At 71.4% G+C, this 23,979-nt stretch carries 19 protein-coding genes; 14 read left to right on the forward strand and 5 right to left on the reverse strand.

Annotated elements, in window-relative coordinates:
- Window positions 1–716 precede the first annotated feature (716 nt).
- On the forward strand, window positions 717–2,948 hold the full coding sequence (locus ACIQCZ_RS28525; RefSeq protein WP_402286111.1) for a serine/threonine-protein kinase: 2,232 nt from the start codon (window positions 717–719) through the stop codon (window positions 2,946–2,948).
- A 225-nt stretch (window positions 2,949–3,173) separates the two neighbouring features.
- Here the strand turns inward: ACIQCZ_RS28525 and ACIQCZ_RS28530 are convergent, their stop codons facing one another.
- Window positions 3,174–3,980 (reverse strand): hypothetical protein, encoded by an 807-nt coding sequence (locus tag ACIQCZ_RS28530; RefSeq protein WP_402286114.1) that lies wholly within the window; start codon window positions 3,978–3,980, stop codon window positions 3,174–3,176.
- Complete coding sequence (locus ACIQCZ_RS28535; protein ID WP_402286116.1) at window positions 3,977–4,348, reverse strand: hypothetical protein; 372 nt, start codon at window positions 4,346–4,348, stop codon at window positions 3,977–3,979. Before ACIQCZ_RS28535 ends, ACIQCZ_RS28530 begins: the two co-directional genes overlap by 4 nt.
- Window positions 4,349–4,429: 81 nt before the next feature.
- Here ACIQCZ_RS28535 and ACIQCZ_RS28540 point away from each other — a divergent pair, with 81 nt between their 5' ends.
- Both ACIQCZ_RS28540 and ACIQCZ_RS28545 read left to right on the forward strand, forming a co-directional pair.
- A complete protein-coding gene (locus tag ACIQCZ_RS28540; protein ID WP_402286118.1) occupies window positions 4,430–7,804 on the forward strand; it encodes a CHAT domain-containing protein in 3,375 nt (1,124 codons plus the stop codon).
- Window positions 7,805–7,981: 177 nt separating this feature from the next.
- The gene (locus ACIQCZ_RS28545) at window positions 7,982–8,710 is read left to right on the forward strand and encodes a tetratricopeptide repeat protein (RefSeq protein ID WP_402286120.1); all 729 of its coding nucleotides are present in this window, start codon (window positions 7,982–7,984) and stop codon (window positions 8,708–8,710) included.
- A gap of 132 nt (window positions 8,711–8,842) precedes the next feature.
- Here the strand turns inward: ACIQCZ_RS28545 and ACIQCZ_RS28550 are convergent, their stop codons facing one another.
- A complete protein-coding gene (locus ACIQCZ_RS28550) occupies window positions 8,843–9,058 on the reverse strand; it encodes a hypothetical protein (protein WP_402286121.1) in 216 nt (71 codons plus the stop codon).
- A 170-nt stretch (window positions 9,059–9,228) separates the two neighbouring features.
- Here ACIQCZ_RS28550 and ACIQCZ_RS28555 point away from each other — a divergent pair, with 170 nt between their 5' ends.
- The 5 genes from ACIQCZ_RS28555 (at window position 9,229) to ACIQCZ_RS28575 (ending at window position 12,971) form a co-directional block, all read left to right on the forward strand.
- The gene (locus tag ACIQCZ_RS28555; RefSeq protein WP_402286123.1) at window positions 9,229–9,555 is read left to right on the forward strand and encodes a rhodanese-like domain-containing protein; all 327 of its coding nucleotides are present in this window, start codon (window positions 9,229–9,231) and stop codon (window positions 9,553–9,555) included.
- A 96-nt stretch (window positions 9,556–9,651) separates the two neighbouring features.
- On the forward strand, window positions 9,652–11,040 hold the full coding sequence (locus ACIQCZ_RS28560) for a rhodanese-like domain-containing protein (protein WP_402286125.1): 1,389 nt from the start codon (window positions 9,652–9,654) through the stop codon (window positions 11,038–11,040).
- Window positions 11,041–11,156: 116 nt separating this feature from the next.
- Window positions 11,157–11,741: a rhodanese-like domain-containing protein gene (locus tag ACIQCZ_RS28565; protein WP_402286128.1), complete on the forward strand. Its 585-nt coding sequence runs from the start codon at window positions 11,157–11,159 to the stop codon at window positions 11,739–11,741.
- The gene (locus tag ACIQCZ_RS28570; RefSeq protein WP_402286130.1) at window positions 11,738–12,658 is read left to right on the forward strand and encodes a sulfite exporter TauE/SafE family protein; all 921 of its coding nucleotides are present in this window, start codon (window positions 11,738–11,740) and stop codon (window positions 12,656–12,658) included. The genes ACIQCZ_RS28565 and ACIQCZ_RS28570 overlap by 4 nt, the downstream gene beginning before the upstream one ends.
- 46 nt (window positions 12,659–12,704) lie before the next feature.
- Entirely contained in the window at window positions 12,705–12,971 is a 267-nt protein-coding gene (locus ACIQCZ_RS28575) for a metal-sensitive transcriptional regulator (RefSeq protein WP_402286132.1), read from the forward strand.
- A gap of 142 nt (window positions 12,972–13,113) precedes the next feature.
- Here ACIQCZ_RS28575 and ACIQCZ_RS28580 read toward each other — a convergent pair whose 3' ends face one another.
- Window positions 13,114–13,512, reverse strand: a complete 399-nt coding sequence (locus ACIQCZ_RS28580) for a DUF6221 family protein (RefSeq protein ID WP_351080680.1) — start codon at window positions 13,510–13,512, stop codon at window positions 13,114–13,116.
- Window positions 13,513–13,795: 283 nt separating this feature from the next.
- On the opposite strand from ACIQCZ_RS28580, the gene ACIQCZ_RS28585 reads away from it, so the two are divergent.
- The 5 genes from ACIQCZ_RS28585 to ACIQCZ_RS28605 all read left to right on the forward strand — a co-directional run bounded on the left by ACIQCZ_RS28585 (window position 13,796) and on the right by ACIQCZ_RS28605 (window position 20,591).
- Window positions 13,796–14,566, forward strand: coding sequence for a dienelactone hydrolase family protein (locus ACIQCZ_RS28585; RefSeq protein WP_402286135.1), 771 nt, complete (start codon window positions 13,796–13,798; stop codon window positions 14,564–14,566).
- A gap of 156 nt (window positions 14,567–14,722) precedes the next feature.
- Complete coding sequence (locus ACIQCZ_RS28590) at window positions 14,723–16,600, forward strand: transketolase (RefSeq protein ID WP_402286138.1); 1,878 nt, start codon at window positions 14,723–14,725, stop codon at window positions 16,598–16,600.
- 734 nt (window positions 16,601–17,334) lie between these two features.
- Window positions 17,335–18,300, forward strand: coding sequence for an aldo/keto reductase (locus ACIQCZ_RS28595; RefSeq protein ID WP_402286256.1), 966 nt, complete (start codon window positions 17,335–17,337; stop codon window positions 18,298–18,300).
- A gap of 382 nt (window positions 18,301–18,682) precedes the next feature.
- On the forward strand, window positions 18,683–19,423 hold the full coding sequence (locus tag ACIQCZ_RS28600) for an FkbM family methyltransferase (protein ID WP_402286140.1): 741 nt from the start codon (window positions 18,683–18,685) through the stop codon (window positions 19,421–19,423).
- A gap of 16 nt (window positions 19,424–19,439) precedes the next feature.
- Window positions 19,440–20,591 carry a glycosyltransferase family 4 protein gene (locus ACIQCZ_RS28605; RefSeq protein WP_402286142.1) on the forward strand — a complete coding sequence of 384 codons (1,152 nt, stop codon included), beginning with the start codon at window positions 19,440–19,442 and terminating at the stop codon, window positions 20,589–20,591.
- Between the two features lie 183 nt (window positions 20,592–20,774).
- Here the strand turns inward: ACIQCZ_RS28605 and ACIQCZ_RS28610 are convergent, their stop codons facing one another.
- Window positions 20,775–22,502, reverse strand: a complete 1,728-nt coding sequence (locus ACIQCZ_RS28610; protein ID WP_402286145.1) for an aldehyde dehydrogenase family protein — start codon at window positions 22,500–22,502, stop codon at window positions 20,775–20,777.
- Window positions 22,503–22,696: 194 nt separating this feature from the next.
- Between ACIQCZ_RS28610 and ACIQCZ_RS28615 the strand changes: the two genes are divergently transcribed.
- Window positions 22,697–23,875: a PucR family transcriptional regulator gene (locus ACIQCZ_RS28615; RefSeq protein ID WP_402286146.1), complete on the forward strand. Its 1,179-nt coding sequence runs from the start codon at window positions 22,697–22,699 to the stop codon at window positions 23,873–23,875.
- The last annotated feature ends 104 nt before the right edge of the window (window positions 23,876–23,979 follow it).

The following is a 23,979-nucleotide window of genomic DNA, read 5'->3' on the forward strand; positions in this document are numbered from 1 at the left end:
CTGGGCAGTCGCGGCGATGGCGGCTCGGGCCGGGCCCATCCCGTCCCGCGAGTACCTGGGTGCTCGGCCACAGCGCCATGACCAGTCGGCGCTCCATCCGCCCCGGCAACCACCTGAGCACCCAGCGGCCTTTGGCCCCGGGACCGCGGCCGCCGATCGTTGCCATGAATCAGCCATCGGGGCTGCGGCGGGCCGATCGGCAGGGGCGGGGCTGTCTTGACGGAGGTTGGTGGATACGGACATCAGCAATACAGGCCGTCAGACGCGGCCGGGTCTTCATTGGTTGGCCGGTCGCCTCGGTGGGACGGCTGAGGGGAGGCCCGGCGGCATCGAATGAACAGCGCCCGTGGGTGCAGAACGGTGGGCGAAGGCGGCCGGCAGGCTCTTCGTCCGCTGGTGGTGCACGGGGCATTGCCCTGCCGGCCGGGCAGAACGGCGGCCTCCGGGCATGTGGCGCGGCGATGGTCCGGGAATGGCCCGGATCTCGATCCGCTGACGTGTGGCCATGGGCCGCACCGTGCGGTGCTCCACGACACGACGAAGCCCGTCCTGCTCCTCTTGACGGGGCTTCGTCGTGGGCGACAAGGGAGCAGCCCTGGGCTCCCTGTTCGTCACCCGCTTTGCTCTGCCGTACCGCCCTGCGGCTAGTTTGTGTGCAGAACAGGTACGCAGGCCCGTGGCGACAGAGGTGCACGGGGGACGGGAGGTCGGGAAGAGTGTCGCTGCGCGGAGGTGATCCAGCCGAGATCGGCGGCTATCCGCTTGAGGCGCGACTCGGCTCGGGGGGCATGGGCACGGTGTTTCTGGCCCGTACGAGCTCGGGGCGACCTGTCGCGATCAAACTGATCCACCAGCAGTTCGCGGGGGACGACGAGTTCCGTATCCGTTTCCGGCAGGAGGTGGCGGCGGCGAGGCGGGTGAGCGGCGCGTTCACCGCCGCCGTGGTCGACGCAGCCCCTGAGGCCGAGCAGCCGTGGATGGCGACGACCTATATCGAGGGGGACACGCTCGCCCAGCACATCGCGGCGAAAGGCCCGCTGAACGGAGCGGAGCTGAAGAGGCTCGCCATCGGGCTGGCGGAGGCGCTGCGCGACATCCACCGGGTGGGGGTCGTCCACCGTGACCTGAAGCCCTCGAACGTCGTGCTCTCGCCCGAGGGCCCGCGCGTCATCGACTTCGGTATTTCGCGCGCCGTGGACCAGCAGACGCTGACGATGACAGGGCGGGTCATCGGTACGCCGCCCTTCATGTCGCCGGAGCAGTTGCGGGCGCCGCGTGGTGTGGGGCCGCGGTCCGATGTCTTCTCGCTGGGGACGCTGCTGGTGTACGCGGCGACGGGCCACGGGCCCTTCGACGCGGACAGCCCCTACATGACGGCGTATCAGGTGGTGCACGAGGAGCCGTCGCTGGGTGCCGTTCCGCCGGCCTTGCGCGGGGTCGTCGAGTCGTGCCTGGACAAGGAGCCCGAGGGGCGCCCCTCGGCGGACGAACTCCTCGTGCTGCTGCGGGACCTGCCGGCCGACCTCGGCGGGACCGACGCGAACGGGGTTGGCGCGGGCCGCACCCGCGACGTGATCACCCAGCATCACTTCGCGATGCGGGCCACCCCGGCGCCGACTGCCCCGGCCGGTCCCGACACCGGGAGCACCGGCACTCCCATCGGCCGCCGCCTGCGCCGCCGATGGCGCCCCGTGCTCGCGGCCGCGGTCGCGGTGGCAGCGATCGGCGGGGGAGTCGCCACGCTGAAGGCGGGCGGCTTCGGGGGGAACAGCGGCGGCCACAAGGGCAACAGCGTCGCGGCGCCGGGTGCCGCACTTCCGGACGGCTTCGGGCCATGGCGCAAGACCGTGCTGGGCGGTCGCGAGGACATCCCCGACGAACTGCGTTGCGTCGCACACGGCGACGCGCTGTTCTGCGGGGGCGGCGGCGTTGTCGCGACCCGTATCAGGGCCTCGGACGGCTCGCGGGCGTGGACGGTGAAGAGTCCGGGCGTCCCCGTCCAGGGCATGCACCTGGTGGGCGCCACCGACGACACGGTGCTCGGTTACCGCTTCGCCGCCCAGGACGCCCCGCAGGACCCTCCCAGTGAGGTGGTGGCCGTCGACGCGAACAATGGCCGGGAGCTGTGGTCCGTGCCGTCCGGCGCCCAGTCGAAGGCCGTCACGGGTCGGACTCAGGACGCCCTCGTGGTCGGCTCCGACGTCGTGACGGTCGACGCCTCCAACTCCCGCTTCGAGGCCCGGGACGCGCACAGCGGTACGGTCGCCTGGAAGACGCCGTTCCCCGCGGGCACCCAGTGCGCTCCCGTCCCGGTGGGCCCGCAGCTCTTCGCGATGTGCGCGACGGACGCGGAAGTGGATGCCTTGGAAGTGCGCCACCCCTCCCTGTACCCGGTCGACCGCGCCACGGGGACACTGGGCAGGCCCATCGCGGTCGACGGCCCCGCCGTGCCGATGGGCGTCGCCGACGGCAGGCTCGTACTCCTTCAGGTGCACATGGAGGGAACGGCGCTGGCCGGCTACGACGGGGTGGCACGGGTCCACCCGTCCTCGCGGAAGGTCACGTACTCCCGGCTGGCCGAGACATATTCGGGGACGCCCGGAATGACGGACGGCAGCCTCTACGTGAGCAGCCAGACCGGTCTCGTCACGGCGCTCGACCCCGCGACCGGCCGGACGAAGTGGTTCCGGCAGACGGGCGTGGAGGGTGCGTCGGGGCCCGTGGCGGGAGCCGGCGCGCTGTACTTCAGCTCGGCCACCGGCCGGGTGGCCGCGCTGTCGCCGCACGATGGCAAACCCCTGTGGGCAACAGATCCGCAGGCCGATGGTTTGACGGGCGAGCAGGGCGCAAGCCCGCGCGTGACCGTCGCGGGGCGTGCGGTGATCGTGACCGCGGCCAAGAACACTGTCTTCGCCTTCGACGCGCAGAAGCCGCCGAAGTCGGGCTGACCGGCGGAACCGGCCGCCTTCCCTGCCGTGCGGACACTTCAGCGGCTTGCTCGGTCGCCTACGCAGCGAGGTCGCGTCCTGTGCGAGCGCGCCGCGCCCGTGGCGCAGGCGGTGATCCCGCCTGGCTCCGGGCCGTGGCGTCCCGTCCTCGTGACTGAACTCCCCGGTCCCCACGGGTGAGCGTGGAGGCGGAGTCCCGCGTCCTCGCACAGCTTTCCGCCGAGGTCACGCGCGCTTGTTGAGAACGTCGTTGATCCGCAATCCTTCCGCAGGGGTGACGCGGCCGTGCGGGAGCTCGATCCCCAGGGCCTCGGCGAGCTGACGCTGCTGTGTGTCGACGGCAGCCTCGACCAGGTCCGCCAGGGCCGCACCCGCCGCCCGGCCTCTGCGGCAGCCGATCAGCAAGATGGCCAGCCCCACGGGGAGCGCCGGCCACCAGACCACGCCCAGCGCCACCGTCAGCAGCCCCCAGGCGGCGGTCTCCGCCGCGCGCCGGTACCGGCTGGACGCATCACTGATCACGGGCCGCACCGTCTCCGGGAGGAGCAGCCAGAGACGGGGCCAGACCAGGGCCACCGACAGGCCGTACTGGGCGTCGACCCGCTCGTCGACCAGGCGGAAGCGGTCCCCGATGTCCGTTGCGCGTACGGGAAGATAGCGGTCCGGCCCTTGCCCCCCGGCCCGCTCCCGTGCGGCCCTCGCCCTCTCCCGGCGGCGTGCCACCCAGCGGCGCGGCCGGTGCGCGATCCACGTCCTCCGGACTCCCGCCGCCACTCCCTGGGCCGCCAGCCCGGCGGCGGTGGCGGCCAGCAGGGCGCCGACGACCGCGAGAGCCGTCGCCGCAGGCCGGGAGTCGAGTCGGCGGCCCAGTCGGCCCAGTTCGGTGGTGAGCTCCGCCGGATCGAGTGCCGAGGCGTGACCGAGCAGGACTCCGCAGACGGACGCCGCCACCAGTAGCAGTCCGGGCAGCAGCAGTGCGCTCAGCCAGCGGTCCGCGACCTTCTTGCCCATTTCCGCGAGCAGCGTGTTCACGGACGGGGCCGGGCGCGCAGGACCATCGGGGCGTCATCGACGGCGCAGTGCGGTTCCCGGCCTCTCTCGTCCGGGCGGGCGCGGCGTGAACAACGCCCGGTCGGGCAATGGTAGTCACCCTCGACCCGCACGGGATCGAGTCCGAAGTCGTCGAGACCGACCATGTCGTCGGCGTGCTTGTCGGGGTCGGTGCGTGTCGAATAGCCCAGCCGTCGGCATACGGCGACGGCCGACTCGCCGTCCCGGACGGCCTGCGTGGCCTGATCGATCCAGGTCAGCACCTGCTCGTCCGCCAAGGCGCCGACCAGCAGATCCGGTACCGCGGCGCACAGCCACGCCGCAGCGGCACGATTGTCAGCGGTGGACAAGGGGAACTCCTTCGCCGAGGCGGATCTGTAGTGGCGCAAATCCCATACGGTAGACGAACAAGCCTGCATACGGGGGTCGTTGTGAGCTTGTCGCAGGACGAGGCGCTGACGGTTCTGAAGGAGCGGATCGAACGGTACGAGCGGACGGGGGACGGGGAGGCGGTACTGGGACCCGGGGTGATGGCCCAGGCGGGCCGACTCTGGCGCACCGCGCTCTCGCCCAGCGGCTGCAGCGTCGAGATCGGGCACACGCTCGCCCGGCTGCATTGGGCCCGCGACGGAGCCGACGACAGCAAGAACGGTTCCGATCTGTGGGAGGCACTCCTGTTCTACGCCCGGGTCGGCAACGTCGATCCGTCTCTGGTGCCCGAAGGGCCGCGTCAGTTGCTCGCCGCAGGGGTACGGATCGATCACCGCTTCCTCGGTCCCGAGCACTGGGGCCGCCTGGCCATCCGGCTGCTCAAGGAGGGCCAGGTCACAGAGGGCCGGACGGAGCTGGACGCAGCGATCGAGCTGTTCGGCGGGACGGTCGAGGCCTACCCGCCGGAGCACGGATTCTGGCCCGGAGACATGTCCAATCTGAGTCTGGCGCTGCGTATGCGGTACGACCGCTGCGGCGACCCGTCGGACCTCGACCGGGCCACCGTGACCGCACGAGCCGCTCTCCGAGCCACCGATCCGGCCGACGCGGATCTGCCCAATCGCCTCGACAACCTCAGTACCGCACTGCAGGCACAGGCCAACCGCGGCGGCGACTTCGTCGCCGCCGCCGAGGCGGCCGGACTCAGCTCGCGGGCAGTCAGGGCCACCCCGTCGACGGGTCGTCGCCGCCTGCTGTTCGAGGAGAACCTCGCCGCCGCGCGTCTGACCCGGTTCCGTCTGACCGGTGACCGCGACGAACTCGCGCTCGCCGTCGACGAGTTACGCGCGGTGGTGGCATCGACCCCGGGCAGCGACCCGGACCTCGCACGACGCAGGGCCAGGCTCGGCGGTGCGCTGCACGAACTCTTTGTGCTCACCCGTGACCCGCACCAGCTGGGGCAGGCGGTCGAGCTGCTGACCCGGGCGGCCGACAGGAGTTCATTTCCGGGTGTCCGGCTCGACGCTCTGTCCGACCTCAGTGCCGTCCTGCTCAGCCGCTTCCAGGAGACCGGCAGCCGGCAGGACCTGGACCACGCCGTCCACTGTGGCGAAGAATCCGTCAAGGAGACAGGGACCGGGGATCCACGGCGCTCCGGGCGGCTGCACACATGGGGGTGGGTGCTGCGTGCCACCTACGCGCACAACCACGAGCCGCGGGTCCTCGACGAGGCCATCGACGCCTTCCGCCTGGCTCTGGACGGGCTGGGGCGGGACGATCCGAGGCGGGCGTCCTATGAAGCGAGCCTCGGGCGGGCACTGATGGCCCGGCAGTTCCGCCTGCGGGACGACATCACGCCCTTCGGCGTCAGCGAGCTGCGCGCGGATGCGGCGCGGCTCCAATGGGAGCAGATACGGAACGCTCAGGGGCCAGAGCTGTTTTCCGCGGAACTCGGCGGACTGCAGGATCTCGCAGAAGCCCATGCGGCGTGCCTGCGCGCCGTGGCGGGCGCCGGCCCCAGGGATCCGGACCTGGGCATCCACCTGCGGGAGCTGAGCAGCGTCTTGTACAGCCGATACCGCCTCCTCGGCGAGGAGAGCGACGCGGACGGGGCCGTCGAACTCGCCGAGCGGTCATTGCAGAGCACTCCCGCGCAGCACGCCGACCATGCCTCGGTCGTGCTTCACCTCGCTCGTCTCCTGACGGATCTCCGCGGGCACCCGGGCGCCGGCCGTGCTCTGTCTCTCTGGCAGGGGCTCGCCTCCGACCTGACGGCGCCGCCTTGGGCACGGGCCTCGGCGGCGGCGTACGCGGCGCGGTGCCTGGCCCGGAGCGGTGCCTGGGGCGCGGCCACCGATCAGTACGCGCAGGCGCTCGGATTTCTGCCGTCCCTTGTCTCGTCGGCCAAGGAACGGGCGGCGCAGGAGGACGAACTCACCGCCTGGAGCGGCCTGTCGGCCGAGGCCGCGAGCTGCGCGGTGGCCGCGGGCGACCCGGAGCGCGCGGTGGAACTGCTGGAACGTGGCCGGTCCGTCCTCTGGGCACAACTGCTCGACCTGCGCGACGGGCTGGACGCTCTCGACTCCGTGGACAGGGAACTGGCCGACCGACTCACCCGCCTGGAACGCGGGTTGAACGCACCACCCCGGACGGCCTCGGCCGATCCGTGGTGGGACCGCATCGCCGACCGGCGGCTCGCGCTGGTCGCGGAACGCGACGAACTCCTCGCGCACATCAGACGTCTGCCGGGGCTTGCCGACTTCCGGAGACCCGCCACAGGAGCCGAACTGCGCGGGGCCGCGACCCGGGGGCCGGTCGTCATGGTCGTCTCCAGCCAGTGGCGCACCGACGCATTGATCGTCACGACCACCGCCGTCCGGGCTGTCCGGCTGGGCCGCCTCACGTACCCGCGCATGCTGGAGCGGAGCGCGCGCTATCTCGACGCGCTCGCCCAGTACGAGGAAGGCCCGCGCGACGCCGTCGCCCGGGTCAAGCTGAACCTCCTGGTCACCAGCACGCTGAAGTGGCTGTGGCACGACATCGCGGAGCCTGTGCTGACAACTCTGGGACACACCGGGGCTCCTCCCGCCGGACGGCCCCGGCCCCGGCTGTGGTGGTGTCCGACCGGCCCACTGGCGCTGCTGCCCCTGCACGCCGCCGGCCTTCCGGACTCCGCGTCGCCGGGCGATACGGCCGACGCCTGTGTCCTTGACCGGGTCACCCCCTCGTACACCCCGACGGTGCGTGCCCTTCTCGCCAACCGGCAGGCCACGCCAAGTCCCGGGACGGCGGACCGGATGCTGGTGGTGGGGATGCCCGTCACCCCGGGCCACCTCCCCCTGCCGCAGGTGGCAGGGGAACTGACCGCCCTGCGCGAAGCGATCCCCCGGGCCACGGTGCTGCAGGGGGAGCGGGCGACGCGCGAGGCCGTGCGCGACGCACTGCGTACCCACCGATGGGTGCACCTGAGCTGCCACGGCGGTCAGCAACTGCTTCGCCCTTCGGAGGGAGGGCTCGTCCTGCACGATGAGGTGCTGACCATCGCCGATCTCCGGGCCGACCGCCACGCCCACGGCGAGTTCGCCTTCCTCTCCGCCTGCAAGACGGCCCTCGGCGGTGCTGCGGTACCCGATGAAGCGATCAACCTCGCCGGGGCGTTCCAGTACGCCGGCTGGCAACACGTCATCGGCACCCTGTGGTCGGTGGGGACCATCGCAACCGAGGAACTCAGCGCGGACCTCTACCGTACGCTCGTCAGGAGTGGAACCCTGCGAGCCGAAGGAACCGCCACAGCCCTGAACGACGCCGTCCGCAGACTGCGCGCGGCCGGCCACCCACCCTTCGTCTGGGCGCCGTTCGCACACGTCGGCGGCTGAGCCTTGAGCCGCCCAACGGAGAACCCCGGATCCATCACGGCGGGAAAGAGGTTCCAGATGCGCTTCGGACGCCGCAGGAGCAGGAAGACGTCACCCTCCGAGCCGGAAGGCAGGACGCACCCCGAGCCGCCGGCCACAACGCCTCCCGAACCACCCGCGGAACCTCCCGTACTGCCCGTGGAAGAGGAGGTGAACTCGCTTCCCGCGTCGACCGCCGACCGGGAGGAGCTTCTCGCCGAGTTGCTCGGCCATGACCTCCACGCGCCGGCCGAGCCGGTGATGCGCGCCCTCCTGGCCGACTACGAACGCTTCCTCGGCCCGGACGATCCTGCCACCATCTCCCTCTACGACGCCCTGGGCCACACGCTCTACCAACTGGGGCTGACGCCGGAAGCCGAAGCCATGCACCGCGAGGCGCACTCCCGCAGCGAACGCCGCAACGGAGCCGACGACCCGGACACTCTGGCCTATGCCCACAACCTCGCCACGGCCATGGTGATGGGCGCCGGACGCGCGGAGGGCCTCGCACTTCTCAAGCGGACCATGGAGTGCAAGGAGAGCGTTCACGGCCCGGACCACACCACCACACTGGAGACCGCCTCCGTCCTCGGAGCCGTCCTGTTCGAGTCGGGCGCTCGGGAACACGGTTTCGCCCTGCTGGAACGGGCGTACACGGGCTACCGGACGACCTTGGGCGAGCACGACCTCCGGACCCTCGCCGCCGGCGGAAACCTGGCGGCCGCGGTGCGCACCCTCGGGCATACCGAAGAAGCCGCCCGGCTTCTCGTCGTCGTCCTGTCGGGTTACGTCCGCACCCTCGGCCCGGACCATTCGCTGACCCTGGGCACTCAGGAGCGTCTCAGGCGCATGGGCTGGTACATCAACATCGACGTGCAGTCGGAATGAGGTCCGGACGACGGTTGCGGCACGGTGCTCGGGGGACGTGCTCGGCCAGCCACCGGACGCCGCCTTCACGGCAGGGCGGGACCAGCGCATCACCGGAGAATGACCTCGGGACCGAGTACGCCTGACGATGTGTCAGGGCCGGGCCCGGTTCCGGTGGAAGTCCGCGAAAGTGGCGAGTCCCAGGTGCATGCGGCGGCTCGGGGCTCTTACGTCACGCGGGGGAGGCCCGGCGAGGAGGACGTTCCCGTCCGCGGGGCCGGCCGTGCCCTCGGACGGGCGGTGGCGGCGGGCCCGGAGGCCCAGCCGCACCCCAGGCGTGGGCGAGACCAGGCCGGTCCGCTGTTCCATCGCTCCTCCACGCTGATCAAGATCAGAAAACCCACAGGCCAGGATACCCCTATGGGTATTTTTCGCATGTGAGCCAGGATACCCCTGGGGGTATTTGACTTTCCGCTGCGGGACTGCCTACGGTCGGAGCAATCAATACCTATGGGGGTATCCGAGAACAGGAGATCGTCATGCGTGAAGCGGATCTGACCGTCCTCGCGGCGGGGCTCGCGAACGGCGCGTTCGTGATCGATGTCCCGGAGCCCGACGAGTGCCGGGCCGGCCATGTGCCCGGCGCACGCCCCGCGCCGCCGTCCGCGCTCGGCGCCGTCGTGAGTGCTCTGCCCGGGGACCGGACCGTCTCCGTGATCTGCGCGAGCGGCAGCCGCAGCGGCCGGGCCGCCGAGCGCGTCGAGGCTCTCGGTGCGGACGCCGTCCCGGTCGCAGGCGGTACCGCCGCGGGGGCGCGGGCAGGTCACCCCCTCGACCACGGCGCTGCGGCCGCCGAGTCGGCCTGAAGCCCCGGCCCCCGGACCCATTCGGAAGGCGCTGTCGCGCCTTCGGTCAACTCTCCGCACCCGGCAGGGTGCGCGTCCCCCGACGGAGGTTCCACCGTGCTCTTCACCCAGTACTACCTCGACTGCCTGTCGCAGGCGTCGTACATGATCGCCGACGAGACGACCGGCCAGGCCGTGGTCGTCGACCCACGCAGAGACGTCTCGGAGTATCTGGCCGATGCCCAGGCGCACGGATTCACCGTCGTGGGCGTCATCAACACCCACTTCCACGCCGACTTCGTCGCCGGGCACCTGGAGATGGCCGACCGCACCGGCGCCTGGATCGGCTACGGCCGCCGCGCCGAGACCGAGTACCCCATCCGCAAGCTCGCCGACGGCGAACGTGTCTCCCTCGGCGATGTCACGCTGCAGATCATGGAGACCCCGGGGCACACCCCCGAGTCGATCAGCGTCCTCGTGTACGAGCACGCCGATGACACGGTTCCCTACGGGGTGCTGACCGGCGACGCCTTGTTCATCGGCGACGTCGGCCGCCCCGATCTGCTCGCCTCCGTGGGCGTGACCGCCGACGAACTCGGTGCGATGCTCCACGACAGTGTCCAGAACAAGCTGATGGCACTGCCCGACGCGGTCCGGGTCTTTCCCGCCCACGGCGCCGGCTCCTCCTGCGGCAAGAACCTCTCCACCGAGAAGCAGTCCACCATCGGGGAGCAGCGCGCCACCAACTACGCCTGCGTGCCGATGAGTCGTGAGGATTTCGTCGCGCTCGTCACCGCCGGCCAGTCCGCCGCGCCCGGCTACTTCGCCTTCGACGCGGAACTCAACCGCAAGGACCGTCTCCTGTTCGACCCGGCCGCGGCGCCACGGCCGCTGTCGTTGGACGAGTTCACCGAACTGCGCAGGGCGGGGGCGGTCGTGGTCGACGCCCGTTCCCCGCAGGAATTCGCCAACGGCCACCTGCGTGGGGCGGTCAACGTCCCCGTCGAGGGCCGGTTCGCGGAACAGGCCGGCACCGTCCTCGATCCGGCCGACGAGCTGGTCGTCATGGCTCCGGAGAACCGGGAGGAGGAAGTCGTCACCCGCCTCGCCCGTATCGGCTTCGACCGTGCGGTGGGCTACCTGCGCAACCCCGAGGACGCCCTCGAGGCGCTGGCCGGGGAGGTCGCTCCCGCGAGCCGCCTGGCCGCCGCGCAACTGCGCACCGCCCTACGAGGAGAGAACCCTCCGCTCGTCATCGACGTACGCACCTGCGGAGAGCGCAGCGCGAACGGCTTCATCGAGGGCGCCCTGCACATGGCCCTGAGCGAACTGCCCGAGCGCCTGGGCGAGATCCCCGCCGACCGCCCCCTCGTCCTGCACTGCGCCGGTGGCCACCGCTCCTCGATCGCGGCCAGTCTCCTGCGCCGACGCGGCTTCGAGGACGTCTCCGACATCCTCGGCGGCTACTCCGCCTGGGCCCTGTCGGCGGAACCCGCCGACGTCTGACCGCTCTGCTTTCGCAGTCTCCCGGCGCGCCCTGGGCGGGGGAACCCCTGCCCAGGGCGGTCGATCGGGACATCGACCACCACCCACGCATATGAACTCTTCGAACGGAGCCCCTCATGACTGAGAAGTCCGCCCGGACCTCCTCGATCACCCCCGCCGTCCTGCACCGCCTCGTGCAGGAGGAACGCGCGCCACGCATCCTCGACGTGCGCACGTCCGGTGAGTTCCGCACGGTCCATATCCCCGGCGCCTGCAACGTGCCCCTCGACACCCTGCGTGAGCACCGGAACGAACTGCTGGACCACCTCGACGAGGACGTCGTCCTGGTCTGCCGCTCCGGGGCCCGTGCCGCCCAGGCCGAAAAGGCTCTGGCCGAGGCCGGCCTGCCGAACCTCCGTGTGCTGGAGGGTGGCATCAGTGCCTGGGAGATGGCGGGCGCTCCCACGGACCGCGGCGCCGACCGCTGGGACATGGAGCGCCAGGTCCGGCTCGTCGCCGGTTCGATCGTCCTCACCACCGGCGTGGTGGGACTCTTCGTTCCCGGCGCGCACCTCATCGGAACCGCGGTCGGCGCCGGCCTGACGTACGCGGCTCTGAGCAACTCCTGTGCCATGGGCGTCCTGTTGTCCAAACTTCCCTACAACCGCGGGCCGCGCACCGACATCCGCAAGGTGATCACGGAACTGCGGGGCGCGTCATGACCGCCCTGGTCGTCGCGGCGTCGCTGTTCGTCGGAGTCAGCCTCGGCGTTCTCGGCGGTGGAGGCTCGATCCTGACCGTGCCGATCCTCGTCTACCTGGCCGGACAGGGCACCAAGGAGGCCATCGCCACCTCTCTGTTCGTCGTCGGTGTGACCAGCGTGGTCGCCCTGATCCCCCATGCGCGTGCCCACCGGGTGCGGTGGAGGACCGGCCTGCTCTTCGGTGCCTTCAGCATGGTCGGCGCCTACGGCGGCGGCCGGGTCGCCGAGTACGTCCCCGGTACCGCTCTTCTCGTCGCGTTCGCCCTGATGATGCTTGCCACGGCGGTGGCGATGCTTCGCAAGCCGCGCGCAGGCGCCGAACCGAAGCCCCGGCACCGCGACCTCCCTCTGAAGCACATCGCTGTCGAGGGTCTGGTCGTCGGCGCCGTCACGGGCCTGGTGGGTTCCGGTGGCGGCTTCCTCGTCGTGCCCGCGCTCGCGATCCTCGGCGGGCTGCCCATGAGCATCGCGGTGGGCACCTCGCTTCTCGTCATCGCCATGAAATCCTTCGCCGGACTGGCCGGACACCTCTCGGACGTGCAGATCGACTGGGGCCTCGCCCTGGCCGTCACCGCGACGGCCGTCGTCGGCAGCCTCCTCGGCGCGCGCCTCGCCGGTCGCATTCCGCAGGACACCCTGCGCACGGCCTTCGGATGGTTCGTCGTCGTCATGGGCGTCTTCGTCCTCGCCCAGCAGCTCGACACCGCCATCTGGACCCACCCCGTCACGTGGGCCGGACTCGGCACCGCGCTTCTCGCCGCCGCAGCCATCCGGATACGGCAGGCCGGACGCGCACCGCACCGACGCTCCGCCGAGACGTCCGGGACGCGTCCGACCGCCGTGGCAGGACGCCACGAGACGGCCGGAAGGAAGTAAGATATACCCCCTGGGGTATTTGGTCAGCGACTGGAGGAGGGACTCCGTGCAGGTGGAAGAAGAGACCGTACGACCCGTCCTGAACCGACTCAGGCGAGCCCAGGGGCAGTTGGCGGCTGTCATCGCGATGGTGGAGGCCGGACGCGACTGCAAGGACGTCGTCACCCAGCTCGCCGCGGTGTCCCGGGCCCTGGACCGGGCGGGGTTCAAGATCGTGGCAGGCGGGATGCGTCAATGCCTGGCGGAGACCGCCGCCGACGCCCCGCCCATGTCGGAAGAGGAACTCGAAAAGCTCTTCCTCACCCTGGCCTGACCGCCACCGGACCGACCGGAGAGCCGGGCGGGGCATCGCGACGCCGGTGGCCCGGGGCCGGGCCGCGGGGTGCATGAACGACCGGCGGCGGCACAGCGGCGTGCACGCCACCGGCGAGGGCACCGGCCGGCGGCGACGGTGACTACTGCATGAACCGTGGCAGCCACTTGGCCCGGTAGTCCGGGTGGCCGGCGTGCTCCGCCGCCATCTGCCGGACGGCGAAACCGAGGCCGACGGCGCGGCCGGACGGGAAGTCGTGCTCGGGCCGGTCGGTGTCCCTGTCGGCGATCTCCGCGTATTCATCGAGAAGAACCCTGCTCGTCTCGATGCGCCGGGACGTACGCGCCGGATCCTGGAAAGCGATATGCCGGTCGAAGCCGCGACCGCGCAGGACGAACGCGATGCCGCCGGAGCGGTCGTGGACCTCGCCGGTCACGTCGGCCGGGCACCGCCAGCTCTCGCCGCCCGCCGCCTGTGCGATCTGTTCCTCCTCGGCGAGGCGCGCCCGAACGAAGTCGATCATCTCGGAGTTGTCTGTCATCGGGGCTACGGATCCTTCACCGTCTTGGCTCCCTGCCGGGAACGGCGCCTGCTGCCTGCTCGGTCCCTGTTCGCTCACCCGGGCCGCCGGACGACGATACCGAGTCGGAAGCCCGGCACAGCACCTACGACGTGACGGTTCCTGCCCGAGTTCCGCCGCCCGTCGCAGCCCGGCAACGCGCCCCGTCGCGGCCCGGCAACGCGCCCGGTCGCGGCCCGGTGACCGGCCGAGCGATCACCGGCCGTCTACGATCACTGACCGCGACAGGAGAGGAGAGCCGCCCATGACCTCCGTGCGCGGAACATCCGTGGACATTCCCACACAGGACGGTGTCGCCGACGCCTACCTGGCCCACCCCGACGACAGCGGTCCCCACCCCGCCGTGCTGGTCTACTCGGATGCCTTCGGGCTCCGTCCGCGGCTGAAGAAGTCGGCCGACCGTCTGGCCGGGGCCGGCTACGCCGTTCTGGTCCCCAATGTCTTCTACCGCCACGGGCGAGCGCCGGTGGTCGAACTTCCCGACTTCATCGACCCGGCCGCACGCCCCGAGCTCTTCGAGCGCATCGGCCCGATGATGCAGTCGCTGACACCCGATGCGGCGATGCGCGACGCGGACGCCTACCTGACCTGGCTGGCCGAATCGTCCCTGACCACCGACGGGCCGGTCGGCGTCACGGGCTACTGCATGGGCGCCGGACTCGCCCTGCGCACCGCGGGCACGTACCCGGATCGGGTCGCGGCCGCGGCCGGTTTCCACGGCGGGCGCCTGGCCACCGACTCCCCCGACAGCCCGCACCTGCTCGCCGGCCGGATCACCGCCGAGCTGTACTTCGGCCACGCCGACCAGGACTCCTCGCTGCCCCCCGAACAGATCGACCGCCTCGACGAGGCCCTCACCGCAGCGGGTGTACGCCACCACAGCGAGGTCTACCCGGGGGCGCACCACGGTTTCACACAGGCCGACACCGCCGCGTACGACAGCACGGCGGACGAACGCCACTGGACGGCGCTGACGGCGCTGCTGGACCGCACCATCGGACCCGCACGCGCTTGAATCGCGGTGCTCGCGCCACGGACATACGGTCGGCAGGGGCACAGGCGCCACGCACAGCCCGGTGCGCGGCTCGCGCACCGCAGCTGCCGAACGGCCGGATCAGCAGTCGGGACAGGAACGACTGGATCGGAAGGCAGGACGAGAGAGGAGGCCGCGATGTCGGCCGAGAACACCACTACTGTCTCCCTCGGGCCCGACAGCGGCCTGGACCAGGTTTTCCAGCTGGCTCAACAACTGCGCGTGGACTCCGTGCGTGCCAGCACCGCCGCCGGGTCCGGGCACCCCACTTCCAGCCTGTCCGCCGCAGATCTGATGGCCGTTCTCATGACACGCCAGTTGCGCTACGACTGGCAGGACCCGAAGAACCCGGGCAATGACCACCTGATCTTCTCCAAGGGGCACGCCTCCCCGCTGCTGTACGCGATGTTCCTCGCGGCCGGTGCGATCGGCGAAGAAGAGCTGATGACCACCTACCGCCGCGACGGCGCCCGTCTGCAGGGCCACCCCACCCCGGTGCTGCCCTGGGTGGACGTGGCCACCGGCTCTCTGGGCCAGGGCATCGCCTACGGTGTCGGCATCGCCCTGGCCGGACGCGACCTGGAACACGAGTCGTACCGGGTGTGGGTGCTGTGCGGCGACAGCGAAATGACCGAGGGATCGGTCTGGGAAGCCCTGGACAAGGCGGGCCGTCACCGCTTGGCCAACTTCGTCGCGATCATCGACGTGAACCGTCTCGGCCAGAGCGGCCCCACGGAGCTGGGCTGGGACACCGGTGCCTACGCCCGCCGAGCCGAAGCCTTCGGCTGCCGCGCCCTCGTGGTCGACGGCCACGATCTCGCCGCCGTCGAAAAGGCCCTGGCCGTCGCGGCCGACGGGCAGGCCCCCACCGTCGTCGTCGCGAAGACCGTCAAGGGGCAGGGCGTCCGGGAGGTCGCCGACGCCGAGGGCTGGCACGGCAAACCGCTGCCCGCCGACCTCGCCGCGCGCGCAGTCGACGAACTGGGCGGCGTACGTCACCTCACCGTACGCGGACCCCGTCCGCCCGCGGCGCCCGCCGCCGCCCAGGCCCTTCCCGTACCGGTGACGCTGCCGCAATTCCGGGTCGGTGACACCGTGGCCACCCGCGTCGCCTTCGGCAAGGCACTCGCCGCGATCGGTGCCCGGCCCGACATCGTGGCCCTGGACGCCGAGGTGGGCAACTCCACCCACGCGGAGGACTTCGGCAAGGCGCATCCCGAGCGGTACTTCCAGACCTACATCGCCGAACAGCAGATGATCGCGAGCGCGGTCGGCATGGCCGTACGCGGCTACCGCCCCTACGCCACCACCTTCGCCGCCTTCCTCACCCGAGCCCATGACTTCATCCGCATGGCCGCCGTCTCACAGATCTCCATGAGTCTGTGCGGGACCCACTGCGGTACCGAGATCGGCGCCGACGGCCCCTCCCAGATGGGCCTGGAAGACCTCTCCATGATGCGGGCCGTCCACGACTCCACCGTGCTCTACCCCAGCGACGCCACCTCCGCCGCGGCCCTGACCGCCGCCATGGCCTACCTGGACGGCATTTCCTACCTGCGCACCACCCGGGGCGCCTACCCCGTCCTCTACGCCGCCGACGAGACCTTCCCCGTCGGCGGGTCCAAGACCCTGCGTGCGAGCGACGGCGACCGGGTCACCCTCATCGGTGCGGGTGTCACCCTCCACGAATGCCTGGCCGCCGCCGACCGGCTGGCCGACGAGGGCATTCCCGTCCGGGTCATCGACCTGTACTCCGTCAAGCCATTGGACCTCGACACACTCGCCCACGCGGCCCGGGAGACCGGTGCGCTGGTCGTCGTCGAGGACCACCACCCGGAGGGCGGCATCGGTGAGGCCGTGCTGTCCGCACTCGCCACACAGCGACTCGCGCCCGCCGTCGTCCACCTCGCCGTGCGCAACCTGCCGGGCTCCGGCACCTCCTCCGAGCTCCTCGACATCGCGGGCATCTCACGCACCCACATCGCCCGGACCGCCCGCGACCTCGCTGCCCGCTGAGCACCGTGCCCCGCCACGGCCCCCGTACCGGGTGACGGCGGCATCGGGCCCGGAGGCAGTCGTCCCGGCCGCGGTCGTTCGGGCCCCGGGCTCCGCTCGTAACGGCCGTAGCCCTCCGCGACCAGGCGCTTGCCCCCAGACGGTCCAGGGCCGCGACCGCGAGCGGCACGGTGCGCCGGGTCATGGCAGGCCCGTCCGCGTTCGCACCGCCCGACGACGGGCGCTCCGGGTGAAGGCGCCAGGAGACGGCAGAAGGAGACGGTTCGTCAGCGGTTCCCACCCGCTGCGGCATGCGTGATAGCGGGTCCCACCCGCTACGGCATGCGCGATAGCTCGGGCCCCGCAGCCCCCGGGCGTCTCGGTCGCACGTGCTTCATCAGCTTTCCCCGTCAGCCCCCGGGCGGTTGGCCGTCCGGAGCAAGCAGTCCGCTTCCGACTCCTGATGCACAGGTGCCCAACCCGCTTTGATGCGCGGGGAGTCGAGAGGGCAGGATCTGTTCAGGCCACCTCGGGCGGAGGTTCTGCGAAGTCGATGTGCGCGGGGTGCGGACTTCTCGTCCGCCCGTGTCCGCGACGTCCGGCGAACGGTACACCCCAACCCCTCACCCGGGACCACGCCGGTGGCCGTCGCCAAATCTCGCCTGACCTCGCGGCCCAACTCCTTTATCGTCGACGTGATTCCTGACGGAGACCTCGTTCGGCCAGGGCGAGGAGCCATGACGTGGAGGACGACTGTGCGCTACCGCGAGCTGGGACTCAGCGGATTGTCCGTATCCGAGATCGGATACGGCGCCTGGGGCATCGGTGAGTCCAGCTGGGTGGGTGCCACGGAGGACGATTCCGTACGCGCTCTTCACCGCGCCGTCGACCTCGGGGTGAACTTCGTCGACACCGCCCGCGGCTACGGGGAGAGCGAACGAATCGTCGGCCGGGTCGTCCGCGAGCGGGTCGGTGAAGAGGTACTCGTCGCGACCAAGGTGCCGCCGAAGAACGGAATGTGGCCCGCGCCCGAAGGGCTGGACCCGGCCGCGACGTTCCCGGGCGAGCACATCCGCGAGAGTCTGGAGACCAGCCCGCGCGTGAGCGGTCTGGACCACTTCGACGTGTTGCAGTTCCATGTCTGGAGCGACGACTGGGTCGGCCGCGGGGACTGGCTGGAGACCGTCGCCGAACTGAAGCAGTCGGGAAAGATCCGTTCCTTCGGCGTCTCCGTCAACGACCACCGGCCCGAGACCGCGCTGGCACTCGTGCGCAGCGGTGCCGTGGACAGTGTGCAGGTCATCTACAACATCTTCGACCAGGCACCCGCCGAGGAACTGCTGCCGGCCTGTGCGGAGCACGGCGTCGGTGTCATCGTGCGTGTGGCGCTGGACGAGGGCGGCCTGACCGGCCGGATCGACGCCGGGACGACGTTCCCCGAAGGCGACTGGCGCAACCGGTACTTCCGCGACGACCGCCCGGCACAGGTCGGACGGAGGGTGGCCGCGATCGTCGCCGACCTGGGCATCACCCGCGATGAGCTCGCTGAGCACGCGTTGCGGTTCGTACTGAGTTCGACGGCGGTCTCCACCGTCATCCCCGGCATGCGCACGGTTCGCAACGTCGAGCGCAACACGGCCCTGAGCGACGGGCGTCCGCTCACCGCCGACCAGCTCGCCGTGCTGGCCAAGCACCGGTGGCAGCGCAACTTCTACTCCTGACCCAGGGAACCGTCACCGGCGAGCAGGCGGGCCGGGGCCGCTCCCCGGGGCCTTTCGTTCGGATCGGGCCGGATCCGGACGAAAGGCCCGACCGCCCTCGTCAGAACGCCGCCATGCTCCGATTCGCCTTCTTTCAGGCCGATTTCAGCTGCTGTGGGTTCGCCCTGAGGGGTACGTCCCAGGTCTGACTTGCCGGTCGATCTGCTCCTGAAGAAGGATGGGATCACAGCGCATCCGATGATGCGATGGTAGGCCGATCGCGTGCGGTGCAGCTCGGCAGCAGCACCCGTACATCCCGCAGGCCGAAAGGTGTTCGATGAGTGGCAGTCCGGCACGTCGCCCGGAACCGGGCCTTCGTACCGGCGGCCGTCGGTACCCCGGGGTGCGTGTGACATCGGTCGCGCTCACACTGCGCTGGGCGGCCTCGCGTTGGCACTTCGTGGAAGAGGAGGTGGCGGGGCTGCGGCCGTTGGTGAGGCCGGGAGCCGTCTGTCTCGACATCGGGGCCGAGTACGGCCTCTACACCTGGAGTCTCTCCGCGCTGGCCGGACCGGCGGGGAAGGTGCACTGCGTCGAACCGCTGCATGGCCCCGCGCAATGGTTGAGGGCCGCGGCAGCCGCCCTGGGCTGCGACAACGTCACCGTGCACCGCATGGCCCTCGGCGAGCGGGCGCACGAAGGCACGATGAGCCTGCCCCGGCGTCGGCTGCTGCCCGTCCACGGGCGTGCCTATCTCACCGAGGGTGCCTCCGGGCCCGGCCCCAACGCGGAGTTCGCCACCTCCCGCCCGGTGACCACACCCGTGCGGACGGTGGACGGGCTGTGTCACCACATGGGACTGGACCGGGTCGACTTCATCAAGGCCGATGTCGAAGGGGCGGAGGCGGCCGTGATGTCGGGCGCCCGACGCACACTGTTGCGCCACCGGCCGGCCCTCCTGCTGGAGATCGAGGACCGTCACCTGCAGAAGTACGCCATGACGCCGGACGAGCTCGTCGGCCGGCTGGGCGCTCTCGGCTACGACATGTACCGCTGGTGGAACCGGGGTTGGACGCGCGTGACCGACGTGACCGAAGACTGCCGCAACTACCTCTTCACGGCCCGTTCGACCGCATCCAGCTGAAGGATCCGACACATTCATGGGTTCCACCCTTGTCATCACGAACGACTTCCCGCCGCGTCAGGGGGGCATAGAGACGTTCGTCCACGCCATGGCCACCCGAATACCCGACGACGACGTGGTGGTCTACACCTCGCGCGAGCCGGGCGATGCCGCGTACGACGCGTCTCTCCCGTTTTCCGTCGTACGCGACTCCAGCGGCATGCTGCTGCCGACCCGGCGGGTCACCCGCAGGGCTGTCGAGATCGCCGAGGCGCACGGGTGCGACCGGGTCTGGTTCGGGGCCGCCGCGCCGCTGGCCCTGATGGCTCCGGCCCTGCGCCGCAGCGGCATCCGGCGTATGGTCGCGACCACCCACGGTCATGAGATCTGGTGGGCCAGAACGCCTGGTGCGCGGCGGATGATGCGTCGTATCGGGGAGGGCGTGGACGTCGTCACGTACCTCGGCCAGTACACGCGCGCCCGGATCGAGCCCGCTCTCGGCCCACGTGCCCGGATGAGCCGCCTGGTGCCGGGGGTGGACGCGGAGGTGTACCGGCCCGACGCCGATGCCGGACTCGCCCTGCGGACCGAACTCGGCCTGAACGGTGAGCGCGTGATCCTGTGCGTGGCCCGGCTGGTCCCGCGCAAGGGCCAGGACATGCTGATCCGCGCCCTGCCGCTGATCCGGCGGGAGGTGCCCGACGCGGTGCTGGTCGTGGTCGGCCGGGGGCCGGACGAGGCCCGGCTGCGTAAGTTGGCGGGACCCCTGGACGGGAGTGCGGTCCGCTTCGTGGGCGGGAAGTCGCACACCGAGACATCGGCCTACTACGCGGCGGCGGACGTCTTCGCGATGCCGTGCCGTACCCGGAAGGGCGGTCTGGAGGCGGAGGGGCTGGGCATCGTGTTCCTGGAGGCGGCGGCGAGCGGTCTGCCGGTCGTCGTCGGTGATTCGGGCGGGGCCCCGGACACGGTGCTCGACGGCCGCACCGGACACGTTGTGGACGGCACCGACGTCGCGGCCGTCACCGGCGCGCTGACCCGGATACTGCTCGACGGGGAGCGGGCGGCCGAGATGGGCGCCGCGGGCCGCGAGTGGGCCCGGGAGTCCTGGTCCTGGGACGCGTCGGCCCGCCATCTGACGCAGCTGCTGAATCCCGAGAGCGTCCCGGCAGTCGCACCGCGGGAGTAGGCCCGGGGGCGGGCGAGCCGGGAGAGCGAAGGCGACACGGGGCCCGGATCTCGCACCGGCCGCGAAGTCCGGTCCCCGAGTGGCCCCTTGACGTGTTCCGAAGCAGGCGGCAGGTGGCGCATCAGCGCCACCGCTCGTTCTTCGACCGCCTGCTCGGCACCGGACCCGGCCCGCAAGTGTTCCTCAGGCGCGGAAGGCCGAGGCGAACACGGCCGGTACCCGCGCCCAGGACGGCCGCTGCGCCAGCTCGGTGAGGCGACGGCCCGTCACGGCGGCGCTGCGTGTGGTGACGAACCACGGCGGCTTCGGGAAGAGCGCGAGTTCGCCCCCCACGACCGACCTCGGGAAGGGCCGGAACGGCCCCCGGACGACGGTCCGCTCCGGGGCGTCGATGAGCAGGGCGTTGTGTACGACACCGATCCCGCTCCGGGCGTCCGCGACGGTGTGGCCGGGGAAGGCACCCCACGGGGCGCTCGCGGTGAGGAAGCCGACCGCGGTCCAGGCGTTGACGGCGATCGTGCCGTAGCGCAGCGCGGCCAACGCGTGGTCGAACGCCCGGCCGAGCCGCTTCAGGGTGGCGGGGTCGACGACGATGTTCGCCCCGAGGGTGCCGAAGAGATCACGGTTGGCCGTCTCGACGGCCCGGTCCAGGAACTCGGCGCCCCTGCCGGGCAGCGTGAGCACGCCGAGCACGGGCGCGAAGTACTCGGTCGTCGCCAGCTCCGACACGTCGTCGCCGTCGCCGGGCTCGACCAGCAGGCGTGAGCCCTCGGAGCCCTGCCACTCGGCGCGCGGATAGCTGTGCGTCGCGTCGCCGAGCCTTTCCGCACTGCCCGGATACCAGGCACGTCGAGCCGGGGCCGTCCGCAGGGCGTCGCGGAGATGGCCGAGGAAGGCCTCGCGTTGCGGCCAGTCGCCACTGACCAGGACCACCTGCGCGGCGATGCAGTTGTGGCCGCTGTTGTGCAGACGCTGGGTCGCGATGTGCTCGGCCTGGTAGCGGAGGTCGGCCGCGCTCCAGGCACCCGGGACCACGATCACCGGGGAGACGCCGCCGAGTTCGCTCGTCATCGGCTTGTCGAGGAGCGGGGTGCCGGCGGCCTTGCGGGCGCGGCCCTCCTCGCCGGGCCCGAAGGCGACGCTGTCGTGGGTGGCGAGGCTGCCGGTGATGTGGACGTGCGCGACATCGGGATGATGGGCGAGGTATCCGCCGACGTCGCCGCCGCCCGGGACGATGCGCAGGGCGCCGTGCTCCAGCAGCGGTGCGAGAGCGCGCCGGTAGACCGGCTCCAGGTCGCCCAGGACGGGGTTGAGCTTGAGCACGACGACCCGGTTGTGCGCGATCAGTTCGTACAGCACGTCGAGCGGTGCGATGGACGTGACATTGCCGGCGCCCAGGACGAGCCCGATGCCCGCGGTGCGCTCCGGGTGGCGCGCGCCGAGGCCCGCCCGGCGCCGTACGGTGTCCGCGTCGACCCGCGGCGGCATCCACGCCTCGGCGCTGAAGCCGTTCAGGAGGAGGCGGTCGTAGGCGGTGAGCGGGAGCACGGGGACGCTCACCCGTCCCCCCGGTGCCCGCCCGAACTTCGCACCGTCGAGCGGCCCGCGCCCCGAAGCGAGCGTCCGGAGCGTGCGGGTGAGCACCTCCAGAGAGGTGAGCAGCGCATAGGGGCCGGAGAGCCACTCCTCACCGACGAGCGGGGAGCCGTCCGGCAGCAGCTTGATCCGGCTCGCGATCCGCACCCAGGTCTCGGCCTCGGCCGAGACGGCGGCATGCACCCGGTCGAGAAGGGCAGCGCGTTCGGCCGATGAGGTCGCCGCCCAGCGCCGCTCGCCCTCGGAGAGCTCGCGGAGGACCGCGTCGAGTTCGGGCATGCTCCGGGTGCTGTCCGTGGGGGCTGCGGCGGTCATGGTGATCTCCCTCGGTCGCGACGGCACGGGCGGGCGTGGTGCCGCGGACTTGGTTCATGGCACAAGGTTCTCCGGGCCACACCAAGATGGCGGACTGCGGAGCTCGTTGCCATGGGCGAGCACCGCGAGTTTCCCCGAACTGCTTTGTGCGGCAGCACAATCCCGTTGGAAGGGCGCGCGGGTACGGTGACGGGATGAACGACTCCACGGGATGCGAGCACGTCTTCGCAGAGATCCTTGCTTCGCTCGGTGAACTCACCGAAGTGACCGTCCGGAAGATCACCGAGGACGAGTCGTTCTACACACGGAGCCGGCTGCCTCCCGATGTACTCCGCGACATCGTCCGTGCCAACATCGAGGCACTCCTGCGCATGGAGAGCGGAGGTCCGGACGTCGGCGACGAGACGGCCCGATGGGCGGGGCGGATCAAGGCCGAGCACGGCATCCCGCTGCCGGCGCTGCTGCACGCCTTCCGGCTCGGCGGGCTGGAGATCTGGGAGTGGGCGATCGCCCGCGCCACGACGGGCGAGCAGGCCGACGCACTGCTGCGCCGGTCGTCGCACTTCTGGGGTGAGCTCGACCGTTTCTCCACGGCCGCCACGGAGGCGTACCGGCTGGTCGCCGACGACCGGGAACAGCAGGAGCGGGTGTCGAGGCGGGTCACCCTGCTCGGCGTCTTCGAGGGAGCGAGCGATGTCCGGTTCGGGAGCGCCGCGGGCGTCCAGCGCGCACTGGGCCTGCCGGAACGGGCCTCGTACCACGTGGTGGCGGGTGAGGTCGGACGGAACGGTGAGGACCCGCTGCCCGGTATCACCGCCCGGTTGACGAGCGTCGACGTGGCATCCGTCTGGACCACCGAGCTGGGCGAGCGCCTGGGCCTTGTCGCCCCGACCGGCGACGCGCAGTCCGCCACGGCGCTCGGGGCCGTGAGACGGGCGGCGACCGCACGGGTGGGCGTGAGCCGGCCGTTCACCTCACTCGCCGCCGCGCCGGAGGCGGTACGGCAGGCACGCATCGCCCTGGAATGCGTGACCCCGGCCGGGGCGGGCGTCCACTGCTACGGCACCGCCCCCATCGACACCCTCGTAGCGGCGCACGCCGAATCCGCGGCCGAACTCGGCGGGAACGTGCTGGGGCCACTGCTGTCGGGTGAGGGCGGCGACGCGGTCCTGCTCGACACGCTCGACGCGTGGTTCGCCGCGAACGGTTCGACCGCCGAGGCGGCGCGGCGGCTCCACTGCCACCGCAACACCGTGCTGTACCGGATCGCACGTATCGCGGAGCTGACGGGCCGCTCCCCGACGCGGCCGGTGGACGCCGCCGAGCTCTATGTCGCGCTGCGGGCACGACGGATCGCGGGCGAGGGACGGTAGAGGTCGGCGACACCCGGGCATCGGGGCGGGGCACCGCCCCGGTCGCCGGGCCGCCCACCGAGGCGGCGCACCTCTTCCGGAAGCGTTTCGGGCCGCCCGTCCGG

It is taken from the genome of Streptomyces sp. NPDC093149 (assembly GCF_044754145.1).
Taxonomy (GTDB): domain Bacteria; phylum Actinomycetota; class Actinomycetes; order Streptomycetales; family Streptomycetaceae; genus Streptomyces.